We start from the raw sequence: 22,534 nt of genomic DNA, 5'->3' as shown, positions 1-22,534 counted from the left end.
GGTGAGTTACATCAAGAGTTGAAAGGGGAGGCACGAGGTGTCTGCGTCATTGACCGATCAGGTCAAGGAGGAACTTACGGCGGTGTCCGTACCGCGCCAGTCCGCTCGTGCGGCGGAGGTTGCCGCGATCCTTAGGTTCGCCGGCGAGCTCCACATCACCGGAGATAGGGTGATGTACGAGGTCGAATTGGAATCGAAGAGCGTAGCCACTCGCTTGGTCACCGCACTCGACGAGCTGTATTCAATCTCTGCCAGCGTACACGTAGCAGGCCCCGCCGCATCCTCTAAGAAGAGCAGGGTGCAGGTGCGAATCACTACCGGGGCCAAGGAGTTGACCAGGCGCCTGGGGTTGGTGACCCGCTCGGGTCACCCAGTCGTGGGCCTGCCACCGCAAGTAATCTCCGGCTCTGTTGCGGATAATGAAGCAGCTTGGCGCGGCGCCTTTTTGGCGCAAGGTTCGCTAACTGAACCGGGCCGGTCTTCAGCGCTGGAGGTGACCTGTCCTTGCCAGGAGGCAGCACTCGCTCTCGTAGGCTGCGCGCGTCGTTTGGGTGTAGTGGCGAAAACTAAGGAGACCCGCGGGGCCGATCGCGTCGTGGTGCGTGATGGCGATGCCATTGGTGCGTTGCTGACCAGGATGGGGGCCCAAGAGACTCGCCTGACGTGGGAGAAGAAGCGTATCCAACGCGAAGCCCACGACACCTCCCGCCGCCTAGATAACTTCGATGACGCCAATTTGCGCCGTTCTGCCCGTGCGGCAGTTACAGCTGCGGCCCGTGTCGAACGCGCCATGGTTATCTTGGGCGATGACGTTCCGGAACATCTCGCGGACGCCGGCCGCCTACGCGTGCAGTACCGCGAAGCGTCCTTGGAAGAGCTCGGACGCCTGGCTGATCCGCCGATGACCAAGGACGCGGTGGCTGGGCGTATTCGCCGCTTGCTTTCTATGGCAGATAAGCGCGCGAAGGAACTTGGTGTGCCGGATACGACGAAGGCAGTTACAGAGGAACTTTTTGAGGAATCCTAGTTTCTCGTCTCAGCCCCAGACGCAGTCGAACTTTGTGCCCGTTCGGGCAATGCAGCGACCGTCTGGGGCAATTTTTTGACTATCGTTGGTGAATTTATGACCGTCGATAGCCGGTTTATTTTTGGATTCACCCGCTCTTTTTTGTTTTAGTGAGATATCCCACCTTGCCCTCTTTAGGGTCAACACAATCCCACATAAACGGGCATATCTGCAGGTGTGTGGGTTTGGGGGATTGTCTTAAGTAACTAGCGGCCCATCTAGTGTACGCCCCCTTTCCCTTTCGTGCGAGCGCCTTTGTTGGGAACTTGAACGCGCACTGCAGGATGCAAAATCCGTGGGTACTATCGGCCGTGTTGGGAAAACCACCGAGCACGTCACGGAAGTGGCAGGGTAACGGTGCCGCAAGAACGGTCCACCGCACTGCCTATAAGGACAAAGTCTCGGAAGCCCCCACAATTGAACTTCACTCGATTATTTGAGGAGACATTACAGTGACCATTCGCGTAGGTATCAACGGATTTGGCCGCATCGGCCGCAACTTCTTCCGTGCAGTCGCACAGGGCAACAATGACCTCGAGGTCGTCGCAGTCAACGACCTGACGGACAACGCAACCCTGGCCAACCTGCTCAAGTACGACTCGGTGCTGGGCCGCTTCGACGGTGAGATCGAGCACGACGACGAGTCCATCACCGTCAACGGTCACAAGATTGCAGTCTCCGCAGAGCGCGATCCGAAGAACCTGAACTGGGGCGAGCACAACGTCGACATCGTCATCGAGTCCACCGGTTTCTTCACCGATGGTGAGGCTGCCAAGGCCCACATCGAGGCCGGCGCTAAGAAGGTCATCATCTCTGCACCGGGTAAGAACGTTGACGCAACCTTCGTCTACGGCGTTAACTCCGATGAGTACGACGCTGAGAAGCACAATGTCATCTCCGCCGCATCCTGCACCACCAACTGCCTGGCACCGATGGCCAAGGTCCTGCACGAGAAGTTCGGCATCGAGAAGGGCCTGATGACCACCATCCACGCCTACACCGGTGACCAGCGCATCCAGGATGCTCCGCACCGCGACCTGCGCCGCGCCCGCGCCGCAGCCGTCAACATGGTTCCGACTTCCACTGGTGCAGCAAAGGCTGTCTCCCTGGTTCTGCCGGAGCTGGAGGGCAAGCTGGACGGTTACGCAATGCGCGTTCCTACCATCACCGGTTCCGCTACCGACCTGACCTTCCAGGCATCCCGCGACGTCACCGCTGAGGAAATCAACGCTGCTATCAAGGAAGCCGCCACCGGCGAGTTCGGCGAGACCCTAGGGTACACCGAGGACCCGATCGTCTCCACCGACATCATCACCGATTCCCACGGCTGCATCTTCGATGCTGGCATGACCAAGGTTTCCAACGGCAACTTCGTCAAGGTTCTCGGCTGGTACGACAACGAGTGGGGCTACACCAGCCAGCTCGTGCGCACCACCTCCCTGGTTGCCTCCAAGCTCTAAAGCTTCACCCTTTGAAATGAGCACAGTGAAGCAAGCTGTGATTGCCCGCGGAAGCACCGCTGGCTAGATACCGGCCCACGCGCCGCGCCTACTATCTCTGAATATGTGGCGTACGCTGGGCCGGTATTCGTCTTTAGAGAACGAGTATGCGCTTTCACATACATCGCAAATCAGGTTTCGGCACACTTTCTAATTGAATAGCATTAACCTTTAGCTTGAGTACCCACCTTTAAGGAGAACACAATGGCTTTCAAGACTTTGGACGATCTGCTCGCAGAAGGCGTTTCCGGCCGCCACGTCCTTGTTCGTTCTGACTTCAACGTCCCGCTTGATGATGAAGGAAACATCACCGACTCTGGCCGCATCACCGCCTCGCTGCCCACTATCAAGGCGCTCATTGAGGGTGGAGCGAAGGTCATTCTGTCGGCACATTTGGGACGTCCGAAGGGCGAAGTAAACCCGAAGTACTCCCTCGCTCCAGTCGCAGAGGCTCTCTCCGAGGCGCTGGATCAGTACGTTGCCCTTGCCGGCGATGTCAGCGGTGAAGACGCTCACGAGCGCGCCAACGGCCTCAACGATGGCGATGTTCTCCTCCTAGAGAATGTTCGCTTTGATCCGCGCGAGACCTCCAAGGATGAGGCTGAGCGCGGCGCCTTCGCCGATGAACTCGTCGCCCTGGCTGCGGACAACGGTGCCTTCGTCTCCGATGGTTTCGGTGTTGTTCACCGCGCACAGGCCTCTGTGTACGACGTCGCCAAGCGCTTGCCCGCCTACGCCGGCAAGCTGGTGCAGAAGGAAGTGGAAACCCTGGCTGCGGTAGCAGAGAAGCCAGAGCACCCGTACGTGGTTGTTCTGGGCGGCGCCAAGGTCTCCGACAAGCTCGGTGTGATCGAAGCGCTTGCGGGCAAGGCCGACAAGGTGATCATTGGCGGCGGCATGTGCTACACCCTTTTGGCTGCGCAGGGCTACAACGTCCAGAACTCCTTGCTGCAAGAAGACCAAATCGACAACTGCAAGGAGCTGCTCGAGCGCTTCGGTGAAAAGATTGTCCTGCCGGTCGACCTCGTTGCTGCAACCGAGTTCGATGCTCAGGCAGAGCACAAGGTCGTCGCCCTGGACGGTATTCCGGAGGGTTGGCAGTCTCTCGACATCGGCCCGGAGTCGGTGAAGGAGTTCGACGAGGTCATCGCTTCCTCCAAGACCGTCTTCTGGAACGGCCCGATGGGTGTGTTCGAGATGGAGGCCTTCTCCAAGGGCACCGCCGGTGTGGCACAGTCCATCATCGATGCCACCGCGAAGAACGGCTCCTTCACCGTCGTTGGCGGGGGTGACTCCGCAGCTTCCGTCCGCCTGCTCGGCCTCGACGAAGATGGCTTCTCTCACATCTCTACCGGTGGTGGCGCTTCCCTCGAGTTCCTTGAAGGCAAGGAGCTGCCGGGCGTCAAGGTCCTGGAAGCCTAAGCACTTAAACCGTCAACTCAGTCTGATTTAGAAAGGCTAATCATGGCACGTACCCCGCTTATCGCAGGTAACTGGAAGATGAACCTCGACCACAAGGAAGCTATTGGTTCCTTGCAGAAGTTCGCATTCTCTCTGCCGAAGGAATACTACGAGAAGGTTGACGTGGCTTTCATGGTCCCGTTCACCAATATCCGCACCGTGCAGACGCTGGTCGACGGCGACGACTTGCAGTTCACCTACGGCGCACAGGACATCTCCAAGCATGAGTCCGGCGCATACACCGGTGAAGTTTCCGGCAAGATGCTCTCCGTCCTGGGATGCTCCTGGGCAGTCGTTGGCCACTCCGAGCGCCGTCAATACCACGGTGAGACCGACCAGCTGGTTGCTGAGAAGGCCGCTGCAGCTCTGGCTAACGGCATCAGCCCTATTGTCTGCGTGGGTGAGCCGCTCAACGTGCGCGAGGCAGGCACTCACGTAGATTACGTGGTCACCCAGACCCGCAACTCCCTGCAAGGCCTTTCTGCCGAGGACCTCTCCAAGACCGTCATCGCTTATGAGCCGGTCTGGGCAATCGGTACCGGTAAGGTTGCTTCTGCTGAGGACGCGCAGGAAGTGTGCGCAGCTATTCGCGAGCTCGTCCGTGAACTGGGCGGCGATGAGGTGGCCGAGGGGATCCGCATTCTCTACGGTGGCTCCGTCAAGGTGGATTCCGTCGCGGAGATCGTAGGCAAGCCGGACGTCGACGGCGGCCTGGTTGGCGGGGCTTCTCTCAAGGGCGAGGAGTTTGCCAAGCTGGCGGCTAACGCTGCCCAGGGCGCATAGTCCTCATACCAGCTAGCATCACGCTCATTAGCCGTGGCGGGTCGGAATGGTTTCTGGCCCGCCACGTGGTGTATTATCGGGGATTATTGCGCCCGCTTTCGGCGCCCTTTTCTCCGTGGGCTGACGGCATAGGCTGTCACCCACCACATAAAACTCAACGAACGCGTAAAACAAGGAACTATTTCATGATCTTGGCACTGGAAATCATCCTCGTGATTGCCGCAATCCTGATGTCTGTCTTCGTGCTGCTGCACAAAGGTAAGGGCGGCGGTCTTTCCAGCCTCTTTGGCGGCGGTGTGCAGTCCAACTTGTCTGGTTCCACCGTGGTTGAAAAGAACCTCGACCGTTATACCGTGGTCATGGTGGTCATCTGGCTCGCTTGCATCGTAGCCCTGAACCTGCTGCAGGCATTTAGCAGCTAAAACCGCCAGCTGGTCTACGGCCACAACAACGCATAACGCCGCGTGCTTCCTCTCATGGAGGAGGGAACGCGGCGTTATTTTTTCCTAGGCCTCAAGCGACTGGAGGCACCGTGGTGCTAAAGCTGCTGTGCGGCGTCTTCACTCACGAAAAGCAGAGTCTCGTCGGTGCCCCGCGCACCTGCGGCAGGCCAATCCTCAGCCGCGGCACCGGCTACGAGATGGGACGCAGCTTCGGCCTTCTCCTCACCGGAGACAAGGAACCAAATGCGTTGAGAGCGATTGATAGCGGGGTAGGTCAGCGTGACGCGCTCCGACGGGGGCTTAGGGGAATCATGGACAGCAAATGCATAGTCCGTGTCCTCATAGACTGCCTCCGAGTGCGGGAAAAGAGAGTTGATGTGGCCCTCATGTCCCATGCCCAAGAGGTGAATGTCGAAGCCCTCCGGCGCAAAATCACGAATCTCGCCTTCATAGGCTTGGGCGGCGTGCTCCATGGATACCGCACCCAAGTCATAGCCATGAATGTGCTGTTCTGGAATACCGACCTTGCTGAGAAGAGCCTCGCGAGCTTGTCCCTCGTTGGAATCCGAATCGCTGACCGGAACATTGCGCTCATCCCCGAAGAAGACATGGACCCGCGTCCAGTCTACGGCCAATGCGGGATAGTCGGTGCCTTGCTGCTCGGCAGCTTCGTGGAGGCGCGCCAATTCGCGGAGTACACCGATTCCAGCACCACCACCGGTGAGGACTACGCGTGCTACTCCGTCCTTGTGTAGGCCACCGCCCGGGGCTTGAATCGCTGCAATCGTCTCAATAAAGGCGAGTGCGGCGGAGGATATGAGCTCGTCGATGTCGCTAACGCGGCGAAGCGTGACCATGGTGCAGAAAGATCCTTCTGAATGATGGGACTGTGGAAACGATGGAATAGTTACGCCTACACACTGTAGTGCACGCGCGCTAAGGCGCGGAGAGCATGGGCGTATGTCCTATCCGAATCAAGGTGGCGCAGCTCTTCCGAGAGCACCTCCGCTTCGGAACGCACAGCGAGGCTCACGAGCGATTCCGGGGAACCGGGGACGCTGACCTTAACCGTCGTGGCGTCGACGGCCGTGACAGTGATATCCGCGGTGGGGCGCCGGAAAACTAAGGAGGTAATCGGGAAGGCGCCTGCCTCGCACTCCGAGATTCTACGGGTGACGGGGACGGAAAGGGCGTCGAGCAGCCAGCCGGCCGCAAAATCGACGGCGGCGTGGTGCTCGGCTCCGGAAATCTCCACCGAATTGACAGGCTCGTGTGGGTGGCGGTCAAGAGCGGAGGCGATGATGCCACGCCACAGGGTGATGGCGCCCCAGGACATGTCGGAATCACCCGGCTTATAGCCGGAGGACAGCACGTGAAGGTCGTATTGATCAACACCGCTGCCGAAAGCCACGTTAGTGATGCGGCGTTGGGCTAGAGCACCGATGGGCACGGCTGCGGGTGCAGGCGGGCAAGCAGTTGGCCACCAGGCAACGATCGGTGTATCCGGAAGAAGAAGGGGAGTAACCACTGCTTCTGCCTGGTCGGCGAGGGCGCCGTGAAGGTGCATAACGACGATTTCCGAGGCACCAGCCTCGCCGCCGACGCGCAACTCAGCGTCGAGGCGGGTTTCCTCCTCGAGGGAGCCCGAGGCGATCACGATGACGCGAGAGGGGTGCTCGTGGGAGGCATCGCGTACTGAAGTGAGCAGGTTGTCAAGATCATCGCCTTCTTCGGTCATAACGATGAGCGTAAGAACGCGGCCGGTCGTGAGCGTGTAATGCTCCTGCATCTCCACGAGCTTTTTGGAGATTTTGCGCGTGGTCGTATCTGGCAAGGGGATAATCATAAAGCCATTCCTCCTAGGGGACCTACGGACGGCGCCAGGAATGACCCCGGCGGCGCAGCATTCTATCGGCAGACTCCGGCCCCCATGTGCCAGCGCGGTACTGCTCTGGCTGACCGATGTTGGACCAGTATTCAATGATGGGGTCGAGGATGGACCAGGATAGCTCCACTTCCTCGTTGGTGGGGAAGAGGGAGGACTCGTCTAAGAGGGCGTCGAGAATCAGGCGCTCGTAGGCCTCCGGTGATTCCTCGGTGAAGGCTTCGGCGTAGGCGAAGTCCATGTTGACGTCGCGCACCTCCATGGTGGAGCCGGGGACTTTGGATCCGAAACGCATGGTGACGCCTTCATCTGGCTGGACGCGGATCACCACGGCATTCTGGCCCAGTGAATCAGCTTGACCTTGGTCAAAAGGCTGGTGTGGGGCGGTCTTAAAGACGAGTGCAATCTCCGTCACGCGGCGGCCGAGGCGCTTGCCGGTGCGCAGGTAGAAAGGAACGCCCGCCCAGCGACGGGAATTGACCTCAAGGGTGCAGGCTGCGTAGGTTTCCGTTGTGGATTCGGGATCGAAGCCTTCCTCTTCTCGGAGGCCATTAACATATTCTGAGCCCTGCCAGCCAGCGGAGTACTGGCCGCGGGCTGTGGTCTTGTTAAGCGGGTGCACCGCGTTGGTGGCACGCAGCACCTTGATCTTTTCGGCTTGGAGTGCCTCAGGGGCAAAGGAGGAAGGCTCCTCCATGGCGACGAGGGCTAGCAGCTGCAGGAGATGGTTTTGGATGACATCGCGGGCAGCGCCGATGCCGTCGTAGTAGCCAGCACGGCCTCCGAGCCCGATGTCTTCGGCCATGGTGATTTGCACATGGTCGATATAGTGCGCATTCCACATGGGTTCGAAGATCTGGTTGGCAAAGCGCAAAGCCATGATGTTCTGCACCGTTTCTTTACCCAGGTAGTGGTCGATGCGGAAGACCGAGGATTCTGGGAAAACCGCGTTGACAATCTCGTTGAGCTGGCGTGCGGAGTTCTGATCGTGGCCGAAAGGTTTCTCAATGATGACGCGGCGCCAGGAATTATCCGTGCTATCTGCCATGCCGACGCGCTCCAACTGATGGCAAATATCGGAGAAGAACTCCGGGGGCACGGAAAGGTAGTAGGCCCAGTTACCGCCCGTGCCGCGGGAAGCGTTGAGCTCAGCGAGCCGGGCAGATAGCTTGTCAAAGCCTTCGTCATCGAAGCTGCCTTGTACAAACTCGATTCCCTTGGCGAGGTGCTCCCACACATGCTCACTGAAGGTGGTTCGTGCTCCTGCCTCGGCGGCTTCGCGTACGTAGTCGCAGAAGGCCTGTTTATCCCAGTCGCGGCGGCCGTAGCCGACCAAAGTGAATCCCGCCGGAAGCAATCCGCGATTGGCCAGGTCATAGATTGCAGGCAGGAGCTTCTTGCGCGCCAAGTCACCCGTAACGCCAAAAATCACCATGCCAGAGGGGCCGGCGATGCGTGGCAGGCGCTTGTCCTTCGCGTTGCGCAACGGGTTGACCCACGCGCTGGTAGTGCTCACTAAGTGTCCTTTCGGTCTGTGTGAGTTAAGTCCAACTGCTCAGCATAGCGACCCGCGCCCCGTAGGCCATAGTTGCGTGGCCATAGACGGTGCGTGAGTCGCTATCGAGCAATCACTGTTCGCCGTTGTCTAAGCGAGGCGGTCCGTCATAGAAGCAAGCAAAGCTTCCCATGCATCGACGAACTTGTCGACGCCCTCCTTCTCCAGCACTGCGAAGACATCCGCGAAGTCAATGCCCACTGCCTCCAGCTGTGACCACACTCGCTCTGCCTGCTCAGCAGAGCCACTGAGAGTATCGCCGTGCAGGTTGCCCTGCTCGAGGACGGCATCGATGGTCTTCTCCGGCATCGTGTTAACGGTATCCGGTCCAGCTAGCTCAGAAACATAGAGCGTGGCAGGGTAGTCGGGGTTCTTAACTCCCGTCGACGCCCACAGGGGGCGTTGCGGGTTAGCACCAGTTGGGAGGTCTTCGCCGCCCTCCTTGAACTCTTTGTGGAACAGGGCGTAGGCCCGCTGAGCATTAGCCACACCAGCTTTTCCGCGCAAGGCAAGAGCCGCATCAGAGCCATTCAATTCCAGGCGCTTGTCTACTTCGGTATCCAAACGGGAGACAAAGAAGGATGCTACGGAGTGAATCCTGGAAACTTCCTTGCCCGCCGCAGCCGCGCGCTTGATTCCCTCCTTATAAGCTGCAATGACCTGGGCGTAGCGTTCGACGGAAAAGATAAGGGTGACATTGACGGAGATGCCCTCGGCGAGGGCGTCGGAGATAGCAGGAAGGGAGCCATCGGTAGCTGGGATCTTGATCATGAGGTTGGGGCGCTCAACCTTCGCCCACAGCTCACGTGCCTGCTCCAAGGTTGCTTCCGCATCTGCGGAGATGCGGGGGTCTACCTCGATGGAGACGCGGCCATCCCGGCCACCCGACTTCTCGTAGATCTCGGTAAAGACGTCGCACGCGTCACGGACATCGTCGATAGCCAGTGAGTACACAGCTTCGTCCGCGTTAGCGGACTTTTCCTTCAGTGCTGCGATATCGGAATCATAGGAGGTGCCGGATGACATTGCGGCAGCAAAGATCGCGGGGTTCGTGGTGACACCCACGATGGACTTAGTGTCCAAGAGCTCACGGAGGTTGCCGGAGTCTAGGCGCTCGCGGGAAAGATCATCGAGCCAGGTTGACGTCCCGAGGTGAGCCAGATCATCAATATGCGTCATGGTGTGGTGTAGGTCCTTTCGTGATGGGAAACTCGGAACGGGAGACTAGTCTGCCTGCGCCGCGCTCAGTGCTTCGCGCGCGGCATCAGCAACGGCCTCGGCGGTGAAACCGAATTTCTCAAAGAGCTCTGCGGCAGGTGCAGAGGCACCAAAGTGCTCCAGAGACACGGTGCGGCCGAAGGAACCGGTGTACTTGTGCCACGGCATAGAGATACCGGCTTCGACGGAGATGCGCGCGCGGACCGAGGAGGGGAGGACGGATTCGCGGTAGGAAGCATCCTGCTCATCGAACCACTCCAGGCACGGTGCGGAAACAACCCGGGTGGCAGTACCTTCAGCCTCGAGCTGCTTGGCGGCTTCCACAGCGAGCTGCACCTCGGAGCCGGTGGCAAGGAGGATGACATCAGGAGTTTCCTTCGATGCCTCAACAAGGACATAGGCGCCGCGGCGGACGCCTTCGGCCGCCTTTTCCTTGGTGCCCTCAAGCACTGGAAGATTCTGGCGGGACAGCGCTAGGCCCTTCGGCGCGGCCTTGTACTCGAGTGCTGCCGCCCACGCCTGGGCCGTCTCGTTAGCATCGGCCGGGCGGATGACGGAAAGGTTAGGGATGGCACGCAGGGCAGCGAGCGTTTCCACCGGCTGGTGGGTGGGGCCGTCTTCGCCCAAGCCAATGGAATCGTGAGTCCACACGTAGTAGGTATCGGTGGACATGAGCGCACCGAGGCGCACGGCGGGGTACTGGTACTCAGAGAAGATAAGGAAGGTACCGCCGTAGACGCGGGTATTGCCGTGCAATGCAATGCCGTTCATGATGGCGGACATGGCGTGTTCACGAATACCGAAGTGTAGGTTGCGACCATAAGGTGTGGCGGTCCAGGCATCCGTGGTGATGGACTCGGGTCCAAAGGACTCCGCGCCCTTGATCACTGTGTTATTGGAGCCTGCCAGGTCGGCGGAACCGCCCCACATCTCCGGCAGGGAGGCCGCAAGTGCTTGAATGGCGGCTTCAGAAGCCTTTCGGGTAGCCAGAGACTCGCCCGCTTCCCAGGTGGGAAGCTCGGCGGCGAAGTCAGCAGGAAGTTCGCGTGCTTGGAGGCGGTCGAAGAGCTTCTTCTCTTCCGGGTTGGCTGCGGCCCACGCGTCGAACTTCTCCTGCCACTCAGCATGCTTCTGCGCACCGCGGGCAGTTAGCTCGCGGGTATGAGCGAGAACTTCCTCGTCGATGTGGAAGGATTGAGCAGGATCGAAGCCGAGGACTTCCTTGGTCGCGGCCACCTCGTCTTCACCGAGGGCGGCGCCGTGGACGCCACCGGTGTTCATCTTGTTCGGTGCTGGGTAACCGATGACCGTCTTCACGCGGATGAAGGAGGGGCGGGAGGTTTCGGCGCGGGCAGCAGCAGCAGCTGCTTCGATGGCTTCGACGTCCTCACCGGACTCCACGGTTTGGACGTGCCAGCCATAAGCCTCATAGCGCTTGGCGACGTCCTCGTTGAAGGCAATGTTGGTGTCATCCTCGATGGAGATGCGGTTGTCATCCCAGAAGACGATAAGGTTGCCCAGCTTCTGAGTACCTGCCAAGGAGGAGGCCTCAGCAGTCACGCCCTCCTGCAGGTCACCGTCAGAGGCGATGACATAGACATAGTGATCGAAAGGAGATTCGCCAGCCGGGGCGGAAGCGTCGAACAATCCACGCTCCTTGCGCGCGGCCATGGCCATACCAACCGCGGAAGCCAGGCCCTGGCCCAGCGGGCCGGTGGTGATTTCTACGCCGTCGGTGTGGTGAACCTCCGGGTGGCCGGGAGTCTTAGAACCCCACGTGCGCAAAGACTTGAGATCCTCCATCTCAAGGCCGAAGCCACCGAGGAAGAGCTGGATGTACTGCGTCAGGGAAGAATGCCCCACGGAGAGGACAAAGCGATCGCGCCCCGCCCAGTGAACATCTGCTGGGTCATGGTTGAGCACGCGCTGGTAAAGCGTGTAAGCCAGAGGCGCCAGGGACATGGCGGTACCGGGGTGGCCGGAGCCGCAGTTCTGAACGGCGTCGGCAGCGAGCACGCGGACGGTATCCACGGCGCGGGTGTCGAGGTCACTCCAGTCCGAAGGATAACGGCGCTGAACCATAGCCTGCAGTTCCGGGGACAACTTTTCGTGCGACACGGCGAAAACCTCACTTCGCTTCTGGAAACAGATATACCGTTAATCAGTGTAAAGGTTTTTCGATCTTCGGCGGGGGATTATATAAACCAGGTTTCGGGCGGTAGTCTGGCATGGTTGACGCCGTTGCTCCCCGCTTTCGGATCTGGCTGGCGAGTTCTTCGAAGAGGAAACCTCGACCGTGCCACACCGCTCTCGGGAAATCTCGGGAACTTTTTAGCGCGAGCAGACGACCACTACTTCAGACCTATAAGCCATACACCCACGTGCCGGATATACGGAGGACTATTCCTTGGAGACCATCAAGGCCTATTTTGCGCTAACGAAACCGAGGATCATTGAACTCCTCCTCGTGGCAGCAATCCCGGCTATGCTCCAGGCCCAGCGTGGATTCGAGGCGGTGTCCTCAAACTTCTGGCTCATCGTATCCACCATCTTTGGCGGATGGATGGGTGCCGCTGCGGCCCACACGTTCAACAACGTCGTGGACTATGAGATTGACCAGAAGATGCAGCGCACTCGTGCCCGGCCGCTGGTGCGCAAGACTATTTCGCGTCGCAATGCCGCCATTTTCGCCTGGGTCATGCTCGCACTATCCGTCTTCTGGCTGGGCGTGCTGGCGCATTCCTGGCTGGCGGCGTTCTTCGTGCTGCTGACTAACTTCTTCTATGTCATCGTCTACACGAAATTCCTTAAGATGCGAAACTCCCAGAACATTGTCTGGGGTGGCCTAGCAGGCTGTATGCCCGCCATGGTGGGCTGGGCAGTGATCCGGGATAACGCACCGGCGGGGGAGCCTGACCGTTGGTGGCAAGCCGTAGTGTTGTTCCTCATCATCTTCTTCTGGACCCCGCCTCATACGTGGGCGCTGGCGATGAAGTACAAGGAGGACTACCGCAAGGCCGGGGTGCCGATGCTGCCCGTCGTTGCTGGGGAGGTGGAAGTAACCCGCCAGATTGTGTGGTACACGATCGGAACAGTTATCGTGACCTTCCTTATTATCCCGGCAGCCTCTTGGATCTACTTGGTGGCCGCGGTGGCCTCCGGTGCGGTCTTCTTATGGATGGCAATCCGCCTCCACCAAGGGGTGAAGAAGGGCGCAAAGGTCAAGCCCATGCGCCTATTCATCTACTCCAATAACTATCTGTCAGTCCTCTTCATTGGGTTGTCTATCGACGCCGTCGTGGGCTGGGAACCCATCGGTCGCATGCTGGGCTGGTCGGCCGCCCTCTTCTAACGAGGCGGCCTGCCAACCAGCTCAGCGAACCTCCAATTATCTCGACCTAGTCCAGGGAGCGACTCCCTGGACTAGTCTTTTCTTACGCGCAGAACGATAGAGCCGGTGGTTTTGCGCTCTTGGAGGTCGCGGTGGGCCTGTGCGGCTTCGGCGAGCGGATATTCCGCCGAGATGCGGAAATCGATGTCGCCATCGATGACCGCCTGAACAACAGCCTGAGCACGCATCTGGAACTCGCCTTCCTGGGAGGTCCAGGCACCGAGTGAGGGGCGGGTAAGGAAGATGGAACCGTGCTTATTAAGCAGCTGCGGGTCCATCGGCGGGACTGGGCCCGACGCGGCGCCGAAAAGCGCGACCGTGCCGCGTGGCCGCACAACTTCTAGAGACTCATTGAAAGTGGCTTTGCCGACGCCGTCGTAGACCACGTCGACGCCGCGCCCGCCATTGTGACGACGTACCTGCTCTGCCAAGCCACTGCTGCAGCGGAACACGTGGTCTGCACCCGCGCCATAGGCCAGCTCTTCCTTCTCATCGGTAGAAACCACGGAATAGACGGTGGCGCCCAGGGACTTGGCCATCTGGGTGAGGATTAAGCCCACGCCGCCCGCACCGGCAGTAATGAGGCAGGACGCACCTTCCCCCAGCTGATACACACCGTGGGTGAGGTAGTGCGCCGTCATACCCTGGAGGAGCATGGAACCGGCGACTGCGGAAGGAATCTCGTCGGGGACGGCCACCACGCGGTCGCGCGGCACGCAGACTTGCTCCGCATAGGAGCCGAAAGCGTGATCCCAGGCCACCATCGTGCCCGGGGCGACTTCCCCTTGGGGGTCGTGCACAACGCGTCCGGTGCCTTCGAGTCCGATGATGAACGGCACGGAGGCGTTGTAGATGCCTTCGCGGTAGTAGGTGTCGATGTAGTTGACACCGGCCACGGAGACGTCGACAAGCAACTGCTCCTTCGTCGGCGTGGGGGATTCTACCTCGGCGTAGGTGAGGACCTCGGGCCCTCCGGTCGTGGTCACCTGAATAGCATGCATGGTGTCTAGGCTAAACGAAGCCGAGGGCTCCGCGCAGCAAAAAGCGCCGCCATCCTCACGTCCTGGTGAGAACGGCGGCGCTTCGAGTACCTCCCACTGTTGGCCCTACTTAGCTGTGGGCGGTGGCGTTCTTGTCACTGCGCTGGACAGCGCAGGCTGTAGTGCTCTGCGCGTTCCCGACGCGGCGCAAGCCATGCGCCCACAGCAAGGCGGTGAAGGCCGTGACCACTGAGGACATGCCCACGTGGATGGGGACGGTCCAGCGGGGGATGTGGAGATAGAACTGGATTACGCCGATTGCCCACTGGATGACGATGCAGGCAATGAGCACCCAGCCGGCCTTTTTCGCCACCTTGGGAGCGCCGGTGCGGTGCAGGAGGAAGACCACGATGAGCGTCAGCGCTAAGTAGACGTACATGCAGACCGCGTGAATGACGGCCATGCCATAGGTGTCCACGCCGAGGCGGCCCTCCATGCCCACACCGGAATCACCGGAGTGGGTACCCGAGCCAGTTACAAAGGTGCCCGTCAGGAGAACAACGGACAGGGCAACCGTGGCCACCACCGCGAGGGTGCGCACCGCGGCGGGGAAGAGGCGAGTGGGAGTGCCGTCATCGGGTTCATTAATGCGGGAGAACAGCATGGCCGCGATCCACACCAGGACCATTGATGGGAGGAAATGGACAGCCACACTCCACCAAGAAAGCTTCAGCACGACCGACAGAGCGCCAATGAGTGCCTGCACGACGACGCCCGCGAGCCCCGCCCAGGCATAGACCTTGAGCTCCTTGCGGCGCTGTGCCTTGTGAACGACCACGATGCTGGCGATGGCAGCCGCCGCTACAACGAAGGTCAGCAGGCGGTTGCCAAACTCAATGGCCTGGTGGAGCATGGGAGCCGCTCCCTGCATGGGAACCAAAGAACCGGGGTGGCAGTTAGGCCAGGTGACGCAGCCAAGCCCGGATCCGGTTACGCGCACGATCGAGCCCGATACCGTAATGCCGGCCTGACAGAACAGAAGGATGAGGGCGATAATGCGCTGCATCTTCAGCGACGGGCCAGAGGCCACGCCGGCAGGCGCGAGGGGACGTTGAGAAGAAACATTTGCGGTACTCACGGCTATTCAGCCTACCGCTCGGCCCTGCCCCGGAACCAATATCGACGGCTGGGTCACACCATGCAAGGGAGAAGAATCACTTTTAGCCCTCGAAGCGGAACCAACGCACCGCAGCAAACGACGCCACTGCTGCCCACACCACGAGGACAAGGAGCTCAATGCCCGGGAAAGAACCGTTGAGGGCGGTATCCAGACCAGCAGCCATCGCCACCGTGGGCACAAGCGTGAGTGCCCCGTTATCACCGAGACCCTGGGAAAACATCGCCCACCCGACGGCCCCAAGGAGGAGAAACCAAATCAGGTTGGCCACTGCCAGGACTATCTCAGAGCTAAAGGTTCCGCCCAGCAGCAGGCCCAAGGCTGTAAACGTAGCCACCCCTAACGCCAAGGTGAGCACGCCGATGGCAGCGCCCCCAGCAGAAACGCGCAGGCCGAGGAGAGCCGCGACGGTGCCGAGCACAAGGACCTGGAGCACCACCATGGAGAGCACGCCGAGAATCTTTCCCACCACGATGGCCCAGGCAGGAACGCCCGATGCGCCGGTGCGCTTCAGTGCACCGTAGCGTCGATCGAAAGCCAGAGAGATAGCCTGGCCGGTAAAACCAGACGAGGTGGCGGCCACGGCGAGCACCATGGGGAAAACCTCATCCACACCATGCCCGGTAGTGTCCTTCAGCTTCGCGGCGCCGATCAGGATAGCGAGCGGGATAATGATGCTCAGCAACTGTTGCTCGCCGTGCCGCAGCATCAGCTTGGATTCGATAGCCCCTTGGGCACGCGCCATGGCCGCTACGCCGACGCGCTGCGGGTGCGGGCTAAAAGTGCCGGGTGCGAAGGTGCTCATGGAGCGTCTCCTTGATCAAAGAAAGTGGTGAAAACAGTAGAGAAAGTCAGCAGCGGTTCTAGCTGCGCATCTCGCGACCGGTAAGGTCCAGGAAGACCTCTTCGAGATTGCGGTGCGAGGTATGCAGGTTGCGGAGGACAACGTTTTGCGCGGCCAAACCCGTGGCGAGATCCGCGATGACGGCTGGGCTGACCGTGGAGGTGAGTCGGTAGTGCAGGGGGCGAAGGGCCTCGGCGGAGATCCCGACCTCGCGCAAGGCCTCCAGGTCCACCGGGGTTGCGGTATCAAAGTTCAGCTGCGGGATGTCGGTTGTCTCCGTTAGGGAAGCCGCGGTGCCGCTGGCGACGAGCCGGCCGTGGTCGATGATGACGACATGGTCGCTGAGCGCTTCCGCCTCGTCCATGAGATGAGTAGTCAAGATGACGGTGACGCCGTCGGCCCGCAAAGAGCGGATAAGGTCCCAGACGGCAAGACGCGATTGGGTATCCATGCCTGCGGTGGGCTCATCGAGGAAGACCAATTCGGGGCGCCCAATGATGGCCAGGGCGAGAGAGAGACGTTGTTGTTGCCCACCGGACAAACGGCGGTAGCTATTCTTTGCCACCCCGCGCAGCCCGAGGGTATCCAGAAGCCACTCCGGGTCCAAAGGATTTTCGTTATAGGAGGCGCTGAGTTTCAGCATCTCCTTGACCTTGATGCCGGAGTAGGAGCCCCCGCCTTGGAGCATGATGCCGATGCGGGAGCGCACTGCATCAGGGTTGCGGGCGGGGTCAAGGCCTAAGACTTCAATGTGGCCGGAAGTGGGCTTTTTGAAGCCTTCACACATCTCGATGGTGGTTGTCTTTCCGGCACCATTAGGGCCCAGCAAACACAGGATCTCGCCATATTTGGCGCGGAAACTCAGCCCGTTAACTGCGTTGACGTCGCCATAGGTCTTAATGACGTTATCCAATACAAGAGCTGATGTAGTCACGAAGCCTTAGTCTAGGACACGGACGCCTGAGCGTCGCAATGCAACCCACCCCGCAGCGGCGAGCACGAGGAAGGTCACCAGGGCGGCGAGGTAGATGATGAATACCGTCCCGGGAGGAAGCCCGAGCCCGCGGGGCAAGACGATGAAGCTCATCAATCCGGAATAGATCATGACGGCCATGCGGAAAAAGCGGCGGTTAGCCCACGCGGCGAGCGGCAACACGGCCCACAGGATGTACCAGGGCTGGACAACGGGGAAAAACACCACGAGCACAAAGGTGGACACTCCCAGCCCACCCACTGGGTGGATTGCGCCGCGGTAGGTGGCAAACAGCATGCGGATCATGAAACCGGCGGCGATAATGACGCCCACGGTACGGGTGACGCTGAGGATGGCTTCGGTGTGGTCGCCTAAACCTAGCAACATCCCCAGGGAGCCGGCGCCGACACCCACGGAGGTTGTCGCTGACAGCCAGGAACGGATAGTTGCTGCGCCGCCCTGACCGAAAATCCAACCTATGTCGATCCCCGTAATGACAGTGACAGCGGCGATGGACGCTGCGAGCACCAGCAATTGGGTCACGCCAGCGCCAAGCACCGCCCGCACTGGTGGGATGCCGAGCTTGTCGACGAGCCCGCGAGCCGCCGCCATGCCAACAAAGCCTAGGCCAATGAAGCCGGTGACCTTGACCATGCCCGCGCAAGAAATAAGGACACCCGAGGCCAGAAACAACCCCCACACTCGCCATCGGGCGTTGTGCTCGTCATTGACCGCCCGCAGGCCCAGCTCCACGCCGACGAGAGCCAACCCCAACATGAAGGACTCATTGTGGATTCCGCCGACGAGGTGAAGGATGGTCAGGGGGTTAAGGATGCCCAGCCACAGCGCCGCCTCGGGGGATACACGGCATCGGGTAGCAAGCCGTGCACTGGCCCAGCCGGCAGCGATGATGCCGAAAAGAGACAACACGCGGTGCAGCACCACACCCCAAATGATGGAATCGTTGGTCAGCCAGCTCACGGCAGCTGCCAAGCCCAAGGCCACGGGGCCATAGGGGGAAGGGGAGTTTGCCCAAATGAAAGGGACGGACCGCGCAAGGTCATTATCTGCGCCCAGAAGTTCCACGGGGCCCGCGGAATAGGGATCGAGCCCTTGTAGCACGATGGAGCCGTTGGCGAGATAGGAGTAAATGTCTTGGGTAAACAGCGGCGCGGTGACGAGCAAGGGGAGAACCCATCCCAACCATGTTCGCCACATCTGACTTTGCGTGACTACTCGCGGGGAGTGGCTAAACCGCGGATCTGCGCTAGGTGTTGAGCCTGTGCTTGCGCTCGCTGAGTTCTTGCCCAAGCGCAGCGGTGCACCCACCAACGGGGCCATGCATACCCAGGCCGTCACCATGAATCCGACACCAATGAAGACAAGGGCGGATGCTGATTGCAGCATGCGCGTCATGAGTGAGCCAAAAGGCAATGACTCATAAGGGTTACCCACGACGGGCAGGGCACCGGCACCTAGGCCGCCAAGCGCGATGAGTAAGGCTCCGATGGTTCCGAGCCATCTCAGGCTAAAAAGTGTGCGCAGCTGGGCTACGGTGCGGCGGTGAAAGTCGCCAAGCACGGCGTGATCTGCATCTTCGGGGGAGTTGGGAAAATCCTGGTGAAGGAGCGCAGAGCGGGATCCCGGGACTCCCATGCGGGGGAGTTCATCGCGCACGCCCCAGATGGCTCGGTGCAATCGCCCCGATTGGGTGTAGTCGCGCTCGATATTCATGCCTGTTTACCTTAGTCGCTCGGTGGTGGGAAGCGGCTAGGTGCCCGCGACACGAATGAAAGAGTGGAAATCGGGAATGAATTAAGGAACACTAGTGTTGTCTAAAGGGAGAGTGTTTCATTCAAGGAGGTGCACACCGTGACGAAGGAGTTGCCAAGGGAAACTCGCTCTACAGAGGGCGATACCCGCCGACACGTCATGCTGTTGCTTCTCAAGGACGGTCCGGTAACGGCGTCCTATTTGGGTGAACGTCTTGGTCTCTCTGCGGCCGGCATCCGTCGGCACTTAGACATTCTGGTGGAGGAAGGACTCACCGAGGTGGTGCACCGCCGCCCGCCAGCCCGTCCCGGGCAAACAGTAGGCCGCGGTCGCCCCGCCAAGCATTTCCGCCTTACGGATCAAGGGCGCGCCCAATTTGGTCACGCCTATGACCAGTTGGCGGCGGAAGCACTCACAGCGCTGCGAGAAGCGGGCGGTCCGGAAGCAGTCCGCCGCTTTGCCAAGGCGCGATTCGAACGTCTCGTGGAAGACGTGACACCTTTGGTACAGGACGAGGAATCTGTTCCGGAGGTGGCACGTCAGCTAGCTGAGGTGCTCGATGCGCATGGATACGCGGCCACGGTGACATCGGTGGGCAACGGAGTACAGATTTGCCAGCACCACTGCCCGGTTGCCCACGTGGCCACCGAGCACCCGGAGTTGTGTGAAGCTGAACAGGAAGTCTTCTCCGCGCTATTAGGCAAACATGTGCAGCCCTTGGCCTCCATCGCGGATGGCCATGGAATCTGCACCACGAATATCCCCTTAACTCCCGTTCCACCAGCTTCGGCGGAGCGGGAAGAGAACTAATCGAACTAGAAAGGAGCGGGCTTTGACACAGGCACAACCAGCACCAGGGCTTGAGACCAAGATGAGCGATGACGAGATCATCTCTTCCATCGGTGGCTATGAGTACGGCTGGCGTGATTCCGACGAAGCCGGCCAGGCTGCACACCGCGGTTTGAGCGAGGATGTCGTCCGCGATATCTCGAAGAAGAAGAACGAGCCGGAATGGATGCTCGAGTCCCGCCTCAAGGCGCTGCGTGTATTCAACAAGAAGCCGGTTCCGACGTGGGGCCCGGATCTTTCCGGAATCGACTTCGACAACATTAAGTACTTTGTCCGCTCCACCGAGAAGCAGGCCCAGACCTGGGATGACCTGCCGGATGACATTAAGGAAACCTACGACAAGCTGGGTATTCCGGACGCCGAAAAGAAGCGACTTGTCTCTGGTGTTGCCGCGCAGTATGAGTCCGAGGTGGTTTACCACAAGATCCGTGAGGACCTTGAGGCCCAAGGCGTTATATTCGTTGATACCGACACCGCCGTGCGCGAGTACCCGGAGATCCTCCAGGAGTACTTCGGCACTGTTATTCCGGCCGGTGACAATAAGTTCTCCGCGCTGAATAACGCGTGCTGGTCCGGTGGTTCCTTCGTGTACGTTCCGAAGGGCGTCCACGTGGATATCCCGCTGCAGGCCTACTTCCGCATTAACACCGAGAACATGGGCCAGTTCGAGCGCACCCTCATCATCGTGGAAGAGGGCGCCTACGTTCACTACATCGAGGGCTGTACCGCGCCGATCTACAACTCGGATTCACTGCACACCGGTGTCATCGAGATCGTCGTGAAGAAGGGCGGCCGCTGCCGCTACACCACCATTCAGAACTGGTCCACCAACGTCTATAACCTGGTGACCCAGCGCGCCAAGGTCGAAGAGGGCGGCACCATGGAATGGGTCGATGGCAACATCGGCTCCAAGGTGACCATGAAGTACCCGTCGTGCTGGCTGACCGGCGAGCACGCCAAGGGCGAGGTTCTCTCCCTGGCTTTCGCGGCGGACACCCAGGTGCAGGACACCGGTTCCAAGATGGTTCACATGGCACCGAACACCTCCTCCAACATTGTGTCCAAGTCCGTGGCCCGCAACGGCGGCCGCGCGGCTTACCGTGGATTGGTGCAGGTCAATGCGAACGCTACTAACTCCACAGCCAACGTCGAGTGTGACGCCCTCCTGGTGGATAACAATTCTCGTTCGGATACCTACCCGTACAACGACATCCGCAATGATCACGTCACCTTGGGCCATGAGGCGACGGTCTCCCAGGTTTCTGAGGAGCAGCTTTTCTACCTCATGTCGCGAGGCATCGCTGAGGAAGAGGCCATGGCGATGATTGTGCGCGGCTTCGTCGAGCCGATTGCTAAGGAGCTCCCAATGGAATATGCGCTGGAGCTCAACCGTCTTATCGAGCTGCAGATGGAAGGATCGGTGGGCTAAGTGGTAGCTTCCAACGAATTTAATCCTGCTGACGTCACCAAGGGTGACCAGTTCACCTCTTTCAACGTGGAGGATTTCCCGGTCCCGCATGGCCGCGACGAAGTCTGGCGCTTTATTTCCTTGCGCAACCTGCGTGGCCTGCATAATGGTGAGTTCGCACCGGCTACGGCGCAGAAGATTGACGTCGTGGCCCCGGAAGGCGTGACCTCTGAGACGGTCGCGCCTGATGATGAGCGCCTGGGAACCGCCGGCGCTCCCGCTGACCGCGTTGCCGCACAGGCTTGGACTTCCATGCCGGAAGCTCAGATCGTTACGGTCGACGCGGAGGCACAGCTGGAGAAGCCGGTGGAGATCACCATCACCGGCGCCGGTGAGGGCGTGACTTCCTTCGGTGCGACCTCCATCCACGTCGGCCACCACGCCGAGGCCACCATCGTGCTCAAGTACGTCGGCTCCGGCACCCACGCGGACAATGTTGAGTTTGTGCTTGGCGATGGCTCCCAGGTCACCGTCGTCGTTGACGCTGACTGGGAGGACGATGCAGTGCACCTGTCCCACCAGATTGCAAAGGTGGGGCGCGACGCCGTACTGCGCCACAACACCGCCATCTTTGGCGGCGAAATTGTGCGCCTCGCTCCGCGCGTGGTTTTCGACGCCCCGGGCGGCGATGCCGAACTGCTGGGCGTCTACTTCGCTGATGCCGGCCAGTACTTTGAGAACCGCCTGCTGGTGGACCACGACGTACCAAACTGCCGCTCCCGCGTCTTCTACAAGGGCGCTCTGCAGGGCGCAACGGCAGCACAGAAGGCCGAAGCCGGCTCTGCTTCCCGTACCCCGGAGGCCCGCACCTGCTGGGTCGGTGACGTGCTCATCCGCAAGAATGCGAACAACACGGACACCTATGAGACGAACAACAACCTGATCCTCACCGAGGGTGCGCGCGCTGATGCCATCCCGAACCTGGAGATCCAGACCGGTGAGATCGTCGGTGCTGGCCACGCCGCAACGGTGGGCCGCTTCGATGACCTCGAGCTGTTCTACCTCATGTCCCGCGGTATCCCTGCCGCCGAGGCACGTCGCCTCATCATCCGCGGCTTCTTCTCTGAAGTCATTTCCCGCATCCCGGTCGAGTCCCTGCGCGAGGATCTGGAATCCCGCGTCGTCGACGAGCTCGCCAAGATCAACGCTTAAATCTTTCCGAAAGCAGG

The 22,534-nt window shown here is 60.2% G+C and carries 19 protein-coding genes; 9 read left to right on the top strand and 10 right to left on the bottom strand.

Going from position 1 to position 22,534, the window contains the following annotated elements:
* Window positions 1-37 precede the first annotated feature (37 nt).
* The 5 genes from whiA (at window position 38) to secG (ending at window position 5,231) form a co-directional block, all read left to right on the top strand.
* On the top strand, window positions 38-1,027 hold the full coding sequence (gene whiA / locus ABZS45_RS04605) for a DNA-binding protein WhiA (protein ID WP_412100832.1): 990 nt from the start codon (window positions 38-40) through the stop codon (window positions 1,025-1,027).
* A 491-nt stretch (window positions 1,028-1,518) separates the two neighbouring features.
* On the top strand, window positions 1,519-2,526 hold the full coding sequence (gap, locus tag ABZS45_RS04600) for a type I glyceraldehyde-3-phosphate dehydrogenase (RefSeq protein WP_070511751.1): 1,008 nt from the start codon (window positions 1,519-1,521) through the stop codon (window positions 2,524-2,526).
* 243 nt (window positions 2,527-2,769) lie between these two features.
* Window positions 2,770-3,987 carry a phosphoglycerate kinase gene (locus tag ABZS45_RS04595; protein ID WP_412100831.1) on the top strand — a complete coding sequence of 406 codons (1,218 nt, stop codon included), beginning with the start codon at window positions 2,770-2,772 and terminating at the stop codon, window positions 3,985-3,987.
* 42 nt (window positions 3,988-4,029) lie between these two features.
* Window positions 4,030-4,809, top strand: a complete 780-nt coding sequence (tpiA, locus tag ABZS45_RS04590; RefSeq protein WP_412100830.1) for a triose-phosphate isomerase — start codon at window positions 4,030-4,032, stop codon at window positions 4,807-4,809.
* A gap of 185 nt (window positions 4,810-4,994) precedes the next feature.
* Window positions 4,995-5,231, top strand: a complete 237-nt coding sequence (secG, locus tag ABZS45_RS04585; protein WP_070528438.1) for a preprotein translocase subunit SecG — start codon at window positions 4,995-4,997, stop codon at window positions 5,229-5,231.
* Between the two features lie 116 nt (window positions 5,232-5,347).
* On the opposite strand, the gene pgl is transcribed toward secG, so the two are convergent.
* The 5 genes from pgl to tkt all read right to left on the bottom strand — a co-directional run bounded on the left by pgl (window position 5,348) and on the right by tkt (window position 11,992).
* Window positions 5,348-6,109: a 6-phosphogluconolactonase gene (pgl, locus tag ABZS45_RS04580; protein ID WP_412100828.1), complete on the bottom strand. Its 762-nt coding sequence runs from the start codon at window positions 6,107-6,109 to the stop codon at window positions 5,348-5,350.
* 56 nt (window positions 6,110-6,165) lie between these two features.
* Window positions 6,166-7,098, bottom strand: coding sequence for a glucose-6-phosphate dehydrogenase assembly protein OpcA (locus ABZS45_RS04575; protein WP_070444875.1), 933 nt, complete (start codon window positions 7,096-7,098; stop codon window positions 6,166-6,168).
* Between the two features lie 22 nt (window positions 7,099-7,120).
* Window positions 7,121-8,653, bottom strand: a complete 1,533-nt coding sequence (gene zwf / locus ABZS45_RS04570; protein ID WP_083276434.1) for a glucose-6-phosphate dehydrogenase — start codon at window positions 8,651-8,653, stop codon at window positions 7,121-7,123.
* A gap of 129 nt (window positions 8,654-8,782) precedes the next feature.
* Window positions 8,783-9,871: a transaldolase gene (tal, locus tag ABZS45_RS04565; protein ID WP_412100827.1), complete on the bottom strand. Its 1,089-nt coding sequence runs from the start codon at window positions 9,869-9,871 to the stop codon at window positions 8,783-8,785.
* Between the two features lie 45 nt (window positions 9,872-9,916).
* A complete protein-coding gene (gene tkt / locus ABZS45_RS04560) occupies window positions 9,917-11,992 on the bottom strand; it encodes a transketolase (RefSeq protein WP_412101139.1) in 2,076 nt (691 codons plus the stop codon).
* Between the two features lie 325 nt (window positions 11,993-12,317).
* On the opposite strand from tkt, the gene ABZS45_RS04555 reads away from it, so the two are divergent.
* Window positions 12,318-13,262 carry a heme o synthase gene (locus ABZS45_RS04555; protein ID WP_010186753.1) on the top strand — a complete coding sequence of 315 codons (945 nt, stop codon included), beginning with the start codon at window positions 12,318-12,320 and terminating at the stop codon, window positions 13,260-13,262.
* 71 nt (window positions 13,263-13,333) lie between these two features.
* On the opposite strand, the gene ABZS45_RS04550 is transcribed toward ABZS45_RS04555, so the two are convergent.
* The 5 genes from ABZS45_RS04550 to mptB form a co-directional block, all read right to left on the bottom strand.
* Complete coding sequence (locus ABZS45_RS04550) at window positions 13,334-14,302, bottom strand: quinone oxidoreductase family protein (RefSeq protein ID WP_412100826.1); 969 nt, start codon at window positions 14,300-14,302, stop codon at window positions 13,334-13,336.
* A 109-nt stretch (window positions 14,303-14,411) separates the two neighbouring features.
* Window positions 14,412-15,419, bottom strand: coding sequence for a COX15/CtaA family protein (locus ABZS45_RS04545; RefSeq protein ID WP_412100824.1), 1,008 nt, complete (start codon window positions 15,417-15,419; stop codon window positions 14,412-14,414).
* 82 nt (window positions 15,420-15,501) lie between these two features.
* Window positions 15,502-16,263, bottom strand: coding sequence for an ABC transporter permease (locus tag ABZS45_RS04540; RefSeq protein WP_412100823.1), 762 nt, complete (start codon window positions 16,261-16,263; stop codon window positions 15,502-15,504).
* Between the two features lie 58 nt (window positions 16,264-16,321).
* Complete coding sequence (locus tag ABZS45_RS04535; protein ID WP_412100822.1) at window positions 16,322-17,236, bottom strand: ABC transporter ATP-binding protein; 915 nt, start codon at window positions 17,234-17,236, stop codon at window positions 16,322-16,324.
* A 6-nt stretch (window positions 17,237-17,242) separates the two neighbouring features.
* Window positions 17,243-19,009: a polyprenol phosphomannose-dependent alpha 1,6 mannosyltransferase MptB gene (gene mptB / locus ABZS45_RS04530; RefSeq protein WP_412100821.1), complete on the bottom strand. Its 1,767-nt coding sequence runs from the start codon at window positions 19,007-19,009 to the stop codon at window positions 17,243-17,245.
* Between the two features lie 138 nt (window positions 19,010-19,147).
* Here mptB and ABZS45_RS04525 point away from each other — a divergent pair, with 138 nt between their 5' ends.
* From ABZS45_RS04525 to sufD, 3 genes are all read left to right on the top strand, one after another.
* Window positions 19,148-19,858 carry a helix-turn-helix transcriptional regulator gene (locus tag ABZS45_RS04525; protein WP_070444851.1) on the top strand — a complete coding sequence of 237 codons (711 nt, stop codon included), beginning with the start codon at window positions 19,148-19,150 and terminating at the stop codon, window positions 19,856-19,858.
* A gap of 61 nt (window positions 19,859-19,919) precedes the next feature.
* The gene (sufB, locus tag ABZS45_RS04520; RefSeq protein ID WP_412101138.1) at window positions 19,920-21,326 is read left to right on the top strand and encodes a Fe-S cluster assembly protein SufB; all 1,407 of its coding nucleotides are present in this window, start codon (window positions 19,920-19,922) and stop codon (window positions 21,324-21,326) included.
* Window positions 21,327-22,517 (top strand): Fe-S cluster assembly protein SufD, encoded by a 1,191-nt coding sequence (gene sufD / locus ABZS45_RS04515; RefSeq protein WP_412100820.1) that lies wholly within the window; start codon window positions 21,327-21,329, stop codon window positions 22,515-22,517.
* Window positions 22,518-22,534 lie beyond the last annotated feature (17 nt).

The sequence above is a fragment of the Corynebacterium aurimucosum genome (assembly GCF_046895345.1).
Classification (GTDB): domain Bacteria; phylum Actinomycetota; class Actinomycetes; order Mycobacteriales; family Mycobacteriaceae; genus Corynebacterium; species Corynebacterium aurimucosum_G.
The sequence above is the reverse complement of the archived record's forward strand: the minus strand, read 5'-3'. Positions and strand labels throughout refer to the sequence as shown.